Annotated in this window: 13 protein-coding genes; 6 read left to right on the forward strand and 7 right to left on the reverse strand. The window is 60.7% G+C overall.

What is annotated here, in order from left to right; translation table 11 throughout:
* The first annotated feature begins 21 nt into the window (after positions 1-21).
* The 5 genes from ABIE53_RS24400 (at position 22) to ABIE53_RS24420 (ending at position 6,375) form a co-directional block, all read left to right on the forward strand.
* Positions 22-1,275, forward strand: coding sequence for an ABC transporter substrate-binding protein (locus ABIE53_RS24400; protein ID WP_192699409.1), 1,254 nt, complete (start codon positions 22-24; stop codon positions 1,273-1,275).
* 64 nt (positions 1,276-1,339) lie between these two features.
* Positions 1,340-2,245: a carbohydrate ABC transporter permease gene (locus ABIE53_RS24405; RefSeq protein WP_053859594.1), complete on the forward strand. Its 906-nt coding sequence runs from the start codon at positions 1,340-1,342 to the stop codon at positions 2,243-2,245.
* A gap of 18 nt (positions 2,246-2,263) precedes the next feature.
* Positions 2,264-3,115, forward strand: a complete 852-nt coding sequence (locus ABIE53_RS24410; protein WP_192699408.1) for a carbohydrate ABC transporter permease — start codon at positions 2,264-2,266, stop codon at positions 3,113-3,115.
* A 36-nt stretch (positions 3,116-3,151) separates the two neighbouring features.
* Positions 3,152-5,116 (forward strand): beta-galactosidase, encoded by a 1,965-nt coding sequence (locus ABIE53_RS24415; protein WP_192699407.1) that lies wholly within the window; start codon positions 3,152-3,154, stop codon positions 5,114-5,116.
* A 95-nt stretch (positions 5,117-5,211) separates the two neighbouring features.
* Positions 5,212-6,375 carry a glycoside hydrolase family 53 protein gene (locus ABIE53_RS24420; RefSeq protein ID WP_006049113.1) on the forward strand — a complete coding sequence of 388 codons (1,164 nt, stop codon included), beginning with the start codon at positions 5,212-5,214 and terminating at the stop codon, positions 6,373-6,375.
* Between the two features lie 42 nt (positions 6,376-6,417).
* Here the strand turns inward: ABIE53_RS24420 and ABIE53_RS24425 are convergent, their stop codons facing one another.
* The 6 genes from ABIE53_RS24425 to ABIE53_RS24450 all read right to left on the reverse strand — a co-directional run bounded on the left by ABIE53_RS24425 (position 6,418) and on the right by ABIE53_RS24450 (position 11,317).
* A complete protein-coding gene (locus ABIE53_RS24425; protein WP_006049114.1) occupies positions 6,418-6,747 on the reverse strand; it encodes a hypothetical protein in 330 nt (109 codons plus the stop codon).
* 85 nt (positions 6,748-6,832) lie between these two features.
* Positions 6,833-7,027: a hypothetical protein gene (locus ABIE53_RS24430; RefSeq protein ID WP_192699406.1), complete on the reverse strand. Its 195-nt coding sequence runs from the start codon at positions 7,025-7,027 to the stop codon at positions 6,833-6,835.
* Between the two features lie 156 nt (positions 7,028-7,183).
* The gene (locus tag ABIE53_RS24435) at positions 7,184-8,542 is read right to left on the reverse strand and encodes an MFS transporter (protein WP_006049117.1); all 1,359 of its coding nucleotides are present in this window, start codon (positions 8,540-8,542) and stop codon (positions 7,184-7,186) included.
* A gap of 321 nt (positions 8,543-8,863) precedes the next feature.
* Complete coding sequence (locus ABIE53_RS24440) at positions 8,864-9,208, reverse strand: cupin domain-containing protein (RefSeq protein ID WP_029966561.1); 345 nt, start codon at positions 9,206-9,208, stop codon at positions 8,864-8,866.
* Between the two features lie 40 nt (positions 9,209-9,248).
* A complete protein-coding gene (locus ABIE53_RS24445) occupies positions 9,249-10,232 on the reverse strand; it encodes a M14 family metallopeptidase (protein ID WP_374710200.1) in 984 nt (327 codons plus the stop codon).
* Between the two features lie 2 nt (positions 10,233-10,234).
* On the reverse strand, positions 10,235-11,317 hold the full coding sequence (locus tag ABIE53_RS24450) for a tartrate dehydrogenase (RefSeq protein WP_053860771.1): 1,083 nt from the start codon (positions 11,315-11,317) through the stop codon (positions 10,235-10,237).
* A gap of 145 nt (positions 11,318-11,462) precedes the next feature.
* Here ABIE53_RS24450 and ABIE53_RS24455 point away from each other — a divergent pair, with 145 nt between their 5' ends.
* Positions 11,463-12,386 (forward strand): LysR substrate-binding domain-containing protein, encoded by a 924-nt coding sequence (locus ABIE53_RS24455; protein WP_029966558.1) that lies wholly within the window; start codon positions 11,463-11,465, stop codon positions 12,384-12,386.
* 18 nt (positions 12,387-12,404) lie between these two features.
* Here ABIE53_RS24455 and ABIE53_RS24460 read toward each other — a convergent pair whose 3' ends face one another.
* Positions 12,405-12,902: an Lrp/AsnC family transcriptional regulator gene (locus ABIE53_RS24460; protein WP_006049122.1), complete on the reverse strand. Its 498-nt coding sequence runs from the start codon at positions 12,900-12,902 to the stop codon at positions 12,405-12,407.
* Positions 12,903-12,931 lie beyond the last annotated feature (29 nt).

Below are 12,931 nucleotides of genomic sequence, written 5' to 3' on the forward strand. Positions count from 1 at the left end.
AGGTAGTCAAGGAGACAAAAGATGATTGCTCTACGCCTTCGCCGTCTAGCGCGCGTGTCGGTTGCAGCCGCGCTCGTTGCCGGCACGCTCGGCTACGTGACAGCCGACGCCGCTACGCTCACCGTCAATGTGTCGGCGCGCGGCAATCAGCGCTCGACATGGCAGGACGCGTTCGACAAGTTCAAGAAAGCCAATCCCGATGTCGATCTGAAAGTGACCTACATCACCGAGGAAGCGTACAAGGTGCAGATGGGCGGCTGGCTCGCGACCGATCCGCCCGATGTCGTGTCTTGGCACGACGGCGAGCGCATGGCGTATTACGCGCAGCGCGGCCTGCTGGAAGATCTCACGCCGGACTGGAACAAGAACGGCTGGTCCCAGCAATATGCGTCGGTGAAGGAAGCATCGACCTATAAGGGCAAGCAGTACGCGGCGCCGCTCGGCTATGACGCGTATGGCTTCTTCTATCGCAAGGATCTGTTCGAGAAGGCGGGCGTTAAAAGCGAGCCCAAGACATGGGATGAATTTCTCGATGCCTGCAAGAAGCTGAAGGCGAGTGGCGTCGCGCCTATTGCAGTTGCTGCTCGCGATAGCTGGACACTCGCCGCATGGTTCGACTATCTGGATTTGCGCATCAACGGCAACGAGTTTCATCAGAAGCTGATGGCGGGCGAGATTCCGTACACGGACGCGCGCGTGAAAAAGGTCTACACCGCGTGGAAAACGTTGATCGACGATCATTACTACATCGACAACGCGCTCTCCTATGATCTCGATTCCATTGCACCGTTTCTCGTGAGCGGCAAAGCCTCGATGATGTTGATGGGCACGTTCTTCTCGGCGAGCATTCCCGCATCCGTGAAGCCGCAAACGGGCTTTTTCCGCTTCCCCGTGATCGACGCGAATGTGCCAATGGCCGAAGACGGTCCCGTCAATGTACTGTTGATTCCGGCAAAAGCGAAGAACAAGACCGACGCACGCAAACTGCTCGCATTCATGGAGCAGCCGCAGATCAATGCGGACCTCGCGCGCGGCTGGGGCCAATTGCCTTCGAATAGTCAGGCAGCGGAGCCGGAAGACCCAATTTCCAAAGTTGGCTTTCAGACGCTCGCGAATACGAAAGGCGGCATTGCGCAGTTCTACGATCGCGACATGCAAAAAGAAATGGCCGACGAGGGCATGAAAGCGATGCAGCAGTTCTACAGCGATCCGTCGCAACTCGACGCGATACTCACGCGCCTCGAAACGACGCGCAAGCGTATCTACAAGAAGTAAGTCCACCGCGTCGGCGCCCATGCGGCGCCGGCGTACGCCTTCGACTTTCGACGAGGCTCGATCCATGTCTCATTCCGCAGCGCGCCGCCTACCCGCGGCCCAGCATCGTCACGTCTCCACGACGCGCCGTCATCAGCATCGCGCCGCATTGCTGTTCCTGTTGCCGGGCTGTGCGTTGTTCTGTCTATGCGTGATTTATCCGATTATCAGCAGCATCTCGCTCAGCTTTTATCACTGGGACGGCATGACGCCGAAGACCTTCGCCGGCTTCGACAACTACGTCGAGTTATTTCACGCGGATACCTTCTATACGGCGCTAAAGAACAACTTGCTATGGCTCGCGCTGTTTCTGCTGGCCCCGCCGCTCGGCCTGTTGTTCGCGCTTTATCTGAATCAGCACATTCGCGGCATGCGCGTCGTGAAGTCGCTTTTCTTCGCGCCGTTCGTGCTGTCGGGCGTGGTAGTCGGTCTCGTGTTTAGCTGGTTCTACGACCCAGGCTTCGGCCTGCTGCGACTGATTGTCGGTCACGGCATTCCTGTGCTCGGCGATCCGAAGACCGTGACGTTCGGCATTATCTTCGCCGCGTTGTGGCCGCAAACGCCGTTTTGCATGGTGCTGTATCTCACCGGCCTCACCGGCATTAACCCGGAAGTAGTGGAGGCCGCGCGCATGGAAGGCGCGAAAGGATTGCGTCTTTTGTGGCACGTGATTCTGCCGCAATTGCGGCCCGCCACTTTCATGGCGGTGGTGTTGACGGTAATCGGCGCGCTGCGCAGCTTCGATCTGATTGCCGTGATGAGCGGCGGCGGTCCTTTCGACAGTTCAACCGTGCTCGCCTATTACATGTACGACCAGGCGATCAAGTACTACCGCGAAGGCTATTCCGCGGCGATTGCCGTCGTGCTGTTCGCCATCATGCTCGTCTACATCGTGTTCCATTTGCGCCGCATGCTGCGCGAAGAACGTTGATTACCGGAGTCACGCGTCATGTATCCACTTCCCGTACAACGCTGGAAACCCCTGAATCGCACGCTATATAAAGCGTCTTTGCCGATTGCATTGCTGATCTGGCTATTGCCGATGCTTGCTGTACTCGTCACGTCGATTCGTTCTTCCGACGAACTTTCGCAAGGCGAGTACTGGACATGGCCCAAGCATTTTGCGCTGATCGAAAACTACGGCACCGCGCTCACGCAAACGCCGATGCTGCATTACTTCGCGAACAGCGTGCTCATTACGGTGCCTTCAGTACTCGGTGCGATCGTGCTGGCGTCGATGGCGGGCTTTGCATTGGCCACCTATCGTTTCCCGGGCAATACCGTGATCCTGTTCGGCTTCGTCGCCGGCAATTTCGTACCGATCCAGATTCTGATGATTCCGGTGCGCGACATGGCCTTGAAGTTCGGCCTCTTCAATAGCGTATGGGCGCTCGTGATCTTTCACGTTTCATTTCAGACCGGCTTTTGCACGCTCTTTCTGCGCAATTTCATCAAGCAGTTGCCGTTTGAAATGATCGAGGCCGCACGAGTGGAAGGCGCGAGCGAATGGGCGATCTACTGGCGCATTGTGTTGCCGCTGATTCGTCCCGCGCTCGCCGCACTCGGCATTCTCGTGTTCACGTTTGTCTGGAACGACTACTTCTGGGCGCTATGTCTTACACAAGGCGATGAAGCCGCGCCGATCACTGTCGGCGTCGCCGGACTCAAAGGGCAATGGACGACCGCATGGAATCTGGTCGCGGCCGGCTCGGTGCTTGCCGCGCTGCCCTCCGTATTGATGTTCTTCGCGATGCAAAAGCATTTCGTCGCCGGCCTGACTTTTGGTGCAAGCAAGGGCTAACCGGCTATTCGACGTCACTCATAAAGAGACTTTCACATGCAACTTGGTGTTTGCTACTACCCCGAACAATGGCCGCGCACGATGTGGGCCGACGACGCGAAGCGTATGGTCGAACTCGGCATCACGCACGTACGTATCGCTGAATTCGCGTGGAGCCGGATGGAACCGCGCGCGGGCGAATTCGTATGGGAATGGCTCGACGAAGCGGTCGCCACGCTCGCGAATGCCGGACTGAAACTCGTGCTCGGCACGCCTACCGCGTCGCCGCCGAAGTGGTTGATCGACGCGCATCCGGACGTGTTGCCTGTACGCGCCGACGGCACGCGCTGGAATTTCGGCTCGCGCCGTCATTACGATGTTTGCAGTGAGATTTATCGGCGAGAGTGCTTGCGTATTGTCAGTGCAATGGCGGAGCGTTACGGACGGCATGCGTCGATCATTGCGTGGCAAACCGATAACGAACTCGGTTGTCATGAAACCGTGCCGAGCTATTCGCCGGCTGCTTTAGCACGCTTTCACGCATGGCTGCGTCGACGCTATGAAACGGTCGATGCGCTCAACCGTGAATGGGGCAACGTGTTCTGGAGCATGGAGTACGCGTCGTTCGAAGCAATCGAATTGCCGAATCTCACGCCGACGGACGCGAACCCGATTCATCTGCTCGACTTTCGCCGTTTCATGTCCGACGAAGTGGCGAGTTTTCATCGCGAGCAAGTCGATGTATTGCGCCGTTATGCACCTACGGCCGATGTACTGCATAACTTCATGGGCTTCTTCACCACGTTCGATCACTATCGTTTCGCCGAAAACAATTCACTCGATGTCGCCGCGTGGGACAGCTATCCGATTGCGCGCACCGAATCGATTGCGTTGCCTGAAGAGCAGAAAGCGCGTTACGCGCGCACCGCGCATCCCGATGTATCCGCATTCGATCACGACCGTTACCGTGCAATCGGACGCGGGCGTTTCTGGGTGATGGAGCAGCAGGCGGGTCCTGTGAACTGGGCGCCGTGGAATCCGGTGCCCGCGAAAGGCATGGTCAGACTCTGGGCCTATGAGGCGTTCGCGCACGGCGCTGAACTGGTGTCGTATTTCCGTTGGCGTCAGTGCCCGTATGCACAGGAGCAGATGCATTCGGGCCTCAATCTGCCGAACAATGAGTTGTCGCCCGGTGGTTTGGAAGTGCAACAGGCGGCGCGTGAGATTGCTTCTATCCCGGAGTTCGCACGACTGGACGCTCCGACACAGGCGGCTACTGCGGTCGTATTCGACTACGAAACGCAGTGGATGTTCGAGATCCAGCGTCACGGCAAGGGCTTCGATTATCAGGCGCTCGTGTTCGACTACTACGAGTCGCTGCGCGAACTTGGGCTCGACGTGGACATTGTTTCCAGTAAGGCCGATCTGTCGTCATACCGGCTCGTGGTCGTGCCGAGTCTCGCTGTGATCGACGATGCGTTGGTCGCGCAAGTCGAGCGTGGTTCGGCGCAATGGGTATTCGGGCCGCGCAGCGGCTCAAAGACCGAGGCGTTTGCGATTCCACAAGAACTGCCGCCCGGCGCGCTGCAACGTGTACTGCCGATGCAAGTGCTCGAAGTCGAGTCGCTGCGTGCATCGCTCGCACCCGCTGTTTCTATTGATGGTGTCGACGGTATCGCAATGCATTGGCGCGAGCATGTGCGCGCTAATAGCGAAACGCGCGTCGATGCGCAATTCGCGGACACGTGGCCCGCCATTCTCACTCACGGGCGCGTTAGTTACGTGGCGGCTTGGCTTTCGCACGCATTGCATCGCGCGGTATTGCAGCGGGCGGCGCAAGAAGCCGGCATTGCGACGCAATTGCTGCCGGAAGGCTTGCGCATTCGGCGTCGCGCGGATTTGACGTTCGCGTTCAACTTCGGCGCGCAGCAGGTGCAGGTTCCCGCGCCGGCCAATGCAACGTTCGTGCTTGGACAGTCGCAACTGCGCACCGGCGATGTCTGCGCATGGAAAGACGCATGAAGTACCGAGCAGCAAGTCAGTAGTGGCATTGAGCAGCTTCAATCTGAACCAGGCGAGCCACGACGAGTCGCCATTCGATAGATGGAGGATGACAGATGAACAGAAGAGAAATGCTGGGATGGCTCGCGTCCGCGGCGGCAGCGGCCGGCGCGGGCTCGATGATCGGCACGCCGGCAATGGCCGCTGACGACGTCAAAACGGCTTCACGTAGCGGCCGGTTTGCAAAGGGCGCGGACGTTTCCACGCTGCTCGAACTCGAAGCGAACGGCGCGAAGTTCTACGATCATGGCGTGCCGCACGACTGTCTGCTGCTTCTGAGGAGTCACGGCGTCGACTCCATTCGCATCAAGGTCTGGAATGATCCTGGCAATCCGAACTATTTTCCCGCCGATCAAAGCCCGCGCGCCGGTTACAACAACGCGGAGCATGTGCGTGTGCTGGCGCGGCGTGCCGCGGCGCTCGGCATGCGCATCCTGATCGACTTTCACTATAGCGACTGGTGGGCCGATCCGGGCAAGCAGTACCCGCCGCATGCGTGGGCCGGCAAGAACATTACGGAGACTTGTGCATTGCTGTCCGAGTACACGTCGAATGTACTCAATATGCTCAAGCGCGACGGCGTTCGTCCCGAGTGGGTGCAAGTGGGCAATGAGATCACCGGCGGCATGCTGTGGCCGCTCGGCAAATACGATCAGTGGGACAACCTCGCGCAATTGCTGAAGGCGGGTCATGATGCGGTCAAATCGGTCGATGAGCGCATCAAGGTCATGCTGCACATCGACAGCGGCGGCAACAACGCGACGAGCCGTTGGTGGTTCGACAGCGCGATCCAGCGAGGCGTGAGCTTCGACATGATCGGCTTGTCGTATTACCCGCAATGGCAGGGCGCGCTGAGCGATCTGCAAACCAATGCGAACGATCTCGCGACGCGCTACGGCAAGGACGTGATGGTGGTGGAGACCGCGTATCCGTGGACGACGAGCGACGGCGACTCCGAGCCGAATGCGATGACCAACACCGGCTCGACTACTTTCCCGCAAACGCCCGCGGGTCAAGCGCAGTTTCTTGCGGCTGTCGCCGACATCGTGAAGGCAATACCCGACGGCCACGGCAAAGGCGTGTTCTGGTGGGAGCCGGAATGGATTCCGACGCCGAATGTCGGCTGGAAAGTCGGCGCGGGCGATCAGTGGGACAACAACACGTTGTTCGATTTTCACGGCAACGTGCTGAGTTCGCTGGATGCGTTTCGCAAACTGTAAACGGGCGTAAAGCCGTCAACGCATTGCATCGCAAAGCAGGCGTTAGCGCGCTGACGTCTGCTGCGTGCGCGCCTTCACGCAGTCGGATGTGAATGCCATGCTGGCCTGATCCGGTGTCATGCGCGGCGCGTTCGGCGCATAGATCTTCTCGATGATCGCGGCGAAGGTCTGGCGGTCCGCATCGTCGCGATAGTACTTTGCGGCTTGATCGAGCGCCTGCGCTTTGGTCTTTTTGTGCGCGCGCCATGACGCCACCTGACCGGCAATATCGCCGATTGCAAAGCATTGATTGCTGACCGTTTGTGCCGCGGCCTGAGTCGCCGCTTGTGCGAGACACGTTGCAAGCAATGCCGATACGACTACGCGTTTCATGACGACGAATCCTGTTGGGCGCAAAGCCCGCAGTTTACGCGCGAGCAAGCGATAGCTGCCCGCGTCGATTCGTCGCTGGCTGCTGCTATTTCTTGTCGGGCTCGGCTTCGGTGTTCGTCCCGCTTTTGCCGTTGCTTCTGTTCGTGACGGCGCCGGTCTCATCGAGTTCGTCGTCGAGGTCGTCGTCGTTTTCGCCAGCGGGCGGGTCGGATTCGGCGGCTGTCATCATCGACAGAATGTGACGAGCGGGCAGCGTATAGGCAATCGGATTCAGGTTCATGACGTGCGCTCCAAAAGAGAGTCCATATGATTTCAGCAAACCGCGAGCCCGCTCACGCACGTTGAACCTGCAAATAAAAAGCCGCCTCGAAAGGCGGCTTTGAACAAACTCGAAGCAAGCAAACCGGCACGCGCTCTCGCGCGCTGGGCTCCTCAATCAATGCCCAAACGATTCCGCCTTCGACACCGGCGCGTTCGCCACATACGGCCGCGCCATCTGCTTGATCAGCAACGCGATGCACGCGATGATGCCGGCGACCGCGATCGTCGCGAAGATGCCGGCGAACGTGAAGTGACGGCGCGTCAGTTCGGCCACGAGGAACGAGCCCGCGATGCCGCCGAAACGTCCAATGCCGAGCATCCACGCGACGCCCGTGCCGCGGCCTTGCGTCGGGTAGAACGCGGCGGCGAGCGCGGGCATCGACGATTGCGCGGTGTTCATCAGCACGCCCGCGACGAACACGATGAACACGAGCGCGCCGACATTGCCCGCGGCCTGGCCGATGAAGTACACGCTCACGGCGGTCAGCGCATAGCAGGCCGCGATGATCCGGTTCGCGTTGAAGCGGTCCATCAGCACGCCGCACACCACGGCGCCCACGCCGCCGAGCGGGAACAACGCGGAGATGAGTGTCGCGCGTTGCGGCGTGAGGCCGGCGTCCTTCAGCAGAATCGGCATCCAGTTGATCGACGCGTAGAAAATCACGAGGCCCATGAAGTAGGTGATCCACAGCATTACCGAGCCGACGATGTACGCGCGCGACAGCACGACGGCCGCGCCCTTGCCGCCGGTTGCCGGCGCGGTCTCGGTCATCGTGAACGCTTCCGCGTCGGCGGCCGTGCTGGAGACGCGCCCGAGCGCCGCGCGAATGCGCGCGACCGGCTGATTGTTGGCGACCATGTAGCGCACCGATTCCGGCATCCTGATCAACAACAGCACGAAGAGTACGAGCGGTGCAATGCCGCCGAGCAGCAGCACGCTGCGCCAGCCAAAGTGCGGAATCATCCACGCGGCGAGGAAGCCGCCGAATGCCGCGCCGAGCGGAAAGCCGCAAAACATCAGATTGATGATCGTCGCGCGGCGGCTGTCCGGGCAGTATTCGCCCATCATCGTGACCGCGTTCGGCATGGCCGCGCCGAGGCCGACGCCGGTAACGAAGCGCAGCACCGTCAGATATTCGATGCTCGTCGAGAACGCTGAGCCGAGGCACGCGGCGCCGAACAGCAGCACCGAGCCGAGCAGCATCGAACGACGCCCGAGCCGGTCGGACAGCGGCCCGGAGGCCAGCGCGCCGCACGCGAGGCCGAACAGCGCCGCGCTCAGCACGGGCGCGAGCGCCGGTTTGGTGATGCCCCATTCCGCGAGCAGCGACGGCGCGATGAAGCCGATGGCGGCCGTGTCGAAACCATCCAGCAGGACGATCACGAAACACATGGCAAAGACCAGCCACTGGAACGGCGAAAACGGATGCTCGTTGAGGAAGGTCTGAACGTTCACAGCGTCGCTGCGATTCATGATGGGTCTCCTGACTGCAAAAAGGCTCGTCGGAGCGAGCCTTGTCTTACCTTACGATGCGCGTCGCACGGTCCGCTTCATTCATGCATGGTATGCGGACGGTGTGCCTGTCGCCATGAGTTTTGATTTGTTCGTATATAGAACTGTGATTCTCTCAGCGAACAAGCGACACTGTAAGGAATTTCCCGACGACGGGTCAACGCGGGATTACCCGACACTGTGGGCGGTCGGCGTCGAAAGGACAATGGGGAAGGGCGAGGCAGCCGCGGCGCGCGCTCGCGCGCGCCGGGTAAGACTGAAGAGCAGATACAGCGGTTTAAATCAGAGAATGACGTACACCTTGCGCATGGTCTCCTCGACTTCCCAGAGACCCTCAGTATTCGCTTCGAAAAATAGCGTGTCGCCGCCCGCGAAATGGACCGTCTCTTCATTGTCCGGCGTAAAGCGTCCGCGTCCGGCGAGAATGTGCATCACCTCCGCCTGCTTCACCGAGCGGCGATACGTGCCGGCCGAGCATTCGAAGATGCCGGTGTCGATCGCCTCGGCGCTACTGAGCACGCGCTGCACACCCGACACGCGGATCGGCGTGGTGCCCGGCAAGCCGGCCGTGCCCCAATCCTCGAGATTCGGCAGAGTCACGCTCTGTTTGATTTGTTGAACCTTCATGGCTTTCAGCGCCTTTATTCGATGGATGCACGCAGCCTGCTCACAGGCTGCGGGTTGATGAGTTCGCAACGGTCTGCTCGACCTTGCCGAGTCGTACGACGGTGACGCCGGGGCGCAATTGCCGCAACGAAGGCATCACGAGCATGCAGTTGTCGTAAGGCGTGGCGACGGCTTCGCCGTTCGACCAGCCGATCACGGCGCCGGCTTCGGGAAAGATTTCGAGCCCGGTATAAGGACCGGCAAAACGAAAATCCATGCTCGTCGCGACGACCGGTTGCGTCACGCGCACGATGTGCTGCACGGGCGGTAACGGCGCGAGCCAGTCCGGCGGCAGATCGCTTTCGTCGATCACGTCGGCAAGCAGCAAAAACCGCGCGGTGGTGTCGCGCGCCACTGCGACGGCGCTCGCCTCCCAGTGTTGCCCGCATTCGATCAGCAACGCGTTCTTTGCGCTCGCCGGGTCGCCGAAGCCTTCGTAGTCGCGCATGCGGCGGCCTTCGGGATGGCCTTCGTCGCAGATCACGGTGGCAGGCGTGCCGAGCTGCACGGCGAGGTCGATGCCTTTTTGCAGCGGCCCGGCCACGATCAGCGGCTTGCTTTTTTCGTGCATCGAATGAAGATCGAGCAGCGCGTCAACGCTGTCGATCACCGGCCGCATCGCCCGTGCGCGCGCGAGTTCGCTCGAGTTGCGCGCGGCATCGTCGAGCACCGCCGCGGTCCACACGCGGTTGAAGTCCTGATCGACGAAACGGGCCGCGTCCGGCTTCGCGGGATCGAAGCTCCGGTAGGCATCGACATTGGCGAACGCGAGCGTGAGCCGTCCGCGGCGCGGGCGCAGCTTCAGGCGCAAGAGTTCATCGACAACAATCGCGCCGCACACCTCATTGCCGTGCGTGAGCGCGTTGATCATGACGTGCGGACCGTCTACGCCGGAGTCGAACGTGTGAACGTAGGCAATGCCCGACGTAGATTGTTCGTGCACCGAAATATCGGGAAACGCGACTTCGATCGGATAGGTTTCCATGTTCAGCCGAGCCTCGCCGCAATCGCCTCGCCGACTTGCGTGGTGTTCGCCTTACCGCCCAGGTCGCCAGTATGCGGGCCTTCAACGAGCGTTGCTTCGATGGCGGCCAGAATCGCGTCGTGCGCCTCGCGCTCCTTGCCTTCGTGGTTGCCGAGGAAGTCGAGCATCATCGCGGCGGACCAGATCATCGCAATCGGATTGGCAATGTTCTTGCCGGCGATGTCCGGCGCCGAGCCGTGCACCGGCTCGAACAGCGACGGAAACTTGCGGTCCGGGTTCAGATTGCCCGACGGCGCGAGGCCGATCGTGCCGGTACATGCAGGGCCGAGGTCGGAAAGAATGTCGCCGAACAGATTGGTCGCGACCACCACGTCGAAGCGATCGGGATTCAGCACGAAGCGCGCGCACAGAATGTCGATGTGCTGCTTGTCCCACGTCACATCGGGATATTGCGCGGCAATGCCGGCCGCGCATTTGTCCCACCACGGCATGCTGATCGCGATGCCGTTGCTCTTGGTCGCGACGGTGATCTTCTTGCGTTCGCGGCGCTGCGCGAGATCGAACGCGAACTTCAGCACGCGCTCGCTGCCGTGCCGCGTGAATACCGATTCCTGCAACACGAACTCGCGCTCGGTGCCTTCGAACATCACGCCGCCCACCGACGAATACTCGCCCTCGGTGTTCTCGCGCACGATCCAGAAGTCGATGTCGCCCGCCTTGCGGCCCGCGAGCGGCGAAGGCACGCCGGCAAAGAGGCGCGCCGGACGCAGGTTGATGTACTGATCGAATTCGCGGCGGAATTTGAGCAGCGATCCCCACAGCGAAACGTGGTCGGGCACCGTGTCGGGCCAACCGACTGCGCCGAACAGAATGGCGTCGGCCGATTGCAGTTGCGCTTTCCAGTCGTCCGGCATCATCTGGCCGTGCTTCGCGTAGTAGTCGCAGCTCGCCCATTCAATGTGCTGATACTCGAGCTCGATGCCAAAGCGCGTCTTCACCGCGTCGAGCACGCGCAGCGCCTCGGGCATGACTTCGACGCCGATGCCGTCGCCGGGAATGACTGCGATCCGATATTTCTTCGACATGCTGTGCTCCTCCATTAGGGCTTGTACCGATCCGATAACAGTTATTTTATTCCTGCTGTTTGGCCATAAAATGGTCGCTTTAGTTAAGCCACTGTGCACGATTCGTGTACAAAGCGGAACGCCACCGAACACTACCAGGCAACCTATGAACGCCGTCCCGTCACCCGATCTCGGCGACCTGCGCGTGTTTTGCGAAGTCGCGCGCAAAGCCAGTTTCAGCGCGGCGGCCGAATCGCTGTCGGTGTCCGCGGCGTATGTCAGCAAGCGCATCAACGTGCTGGAGACTACGCTCGGCACGCGCCTGCTGCACCGGTCCACGCGCCGCGTCGCGATCACCGAGGCGGGCGAGCGCGTCTACACGTGGGCCGAAAAAATTCTCGACGACGTCGATCAGCTCGTTGAAGACGTGTCCACCACGCGCCGCATTCCGGGCGGCAAGCTGCGCATTTCGAGCAGCTTCGGTTTCGGCCGGCGCTTCGTCGCGCCCGCGCTTGCGCGCTTTTCCGAACGTTATCCGCAATTGAGCGTGCGGCTCGATCTGTTCGACCGTCTCGTCGATGTCGCCGGCGAGGGTTTCGATCTGGACATTCGCATCGGCGACGACATCGCGCCGCATCTGATCGCGCGGCGGCTCGCGTCGAATCATCGCGTGCTGTGCGCGTCGCCCGATTATCTCGCGCGAGAAGGCGCGCCGCGTCAACTGGCGGATCTGTCGGCGCATGCGTGCCTCGCGATCAAGGAGCGCGATCATCCGTTCGGTTTGTGGCGTTTGACCGTGCGCGGCGAGGCGGCGTCGATCAAGGTCACGGGACCGTTGTCGACCAATCACGGCGAGGTCGCGGTGCAGTGGGCGTTGGCCGGGCGCGGCATCGTGCTGCGTTCGATGTGGGACGTGCGGCCGCTGCTGGAAAGCGGCCAGTTGCAGCAGGTGTTGCCGGAGGTGACGCAGCCGGCGAACCTGTGGGCGGTGTATCCGGCGCGACTCGCGCAGTCGGCGAAAGTGCGGGTTTGCGTGGACTTTCTCAGCGAAGAATTCGCGCAGTGGAACCCGCCGGACGACACCGCCTAGCCGTTAGTGGTTACTGCTTTAGTGGTGATTCTGCGAGAACAGCGTTTCGAGCGGATAGTGGCTTTTCACGAACGGCGACTTGATGATCACGTAGCTAAAGTACTTTTCAATGCCGATGTCGCGTTCCAGTAAGCCTTCAATAATGCTCTGATAATGGCTCACGCTGCGCGTGACGAACTTCAGCAGGTAATCGTAGCCGCCGCTCGCCAGATGGCATTCGACGATTTCGTCCACGTCGCGAATCGCATTCACGAACTTCACGAAGTCTTCCCGCCGATGATCGGCGAGCGTGACTTCGGTGAACACGATCTGCACGTCACCGAGCTTTTCGAGCTGGATCTGCGCGCCATAGCCGACGATGTAGCCGGCCTTTTCCAGCCGCTTGACGCGAATCAGGCAGGGGCTCGGCGAAAGGCCGACCGCATCGGCAAGCTCGACGTTGGTGATACGGCCTTTCTTTTGCAACTGCGAAAGTATGCGCAGGTCGATACGGTCTAGCTTGCAGTCGCTGCTCATCGTAACGTTGTGGCTCCGGCGGTTGAGAA

The sequence above is a fragment of the Paraburkholderia sp. OAS925 genome, from assembly GCF_040543975.1.
Classification (GTDB): domain Bacteria; phylum Pseudomonadota; class Gammaproteobacteria; order Burkholderiales; family Burkholderiaceae; genus Paraburkholderia; species Paraburkholderia graminis.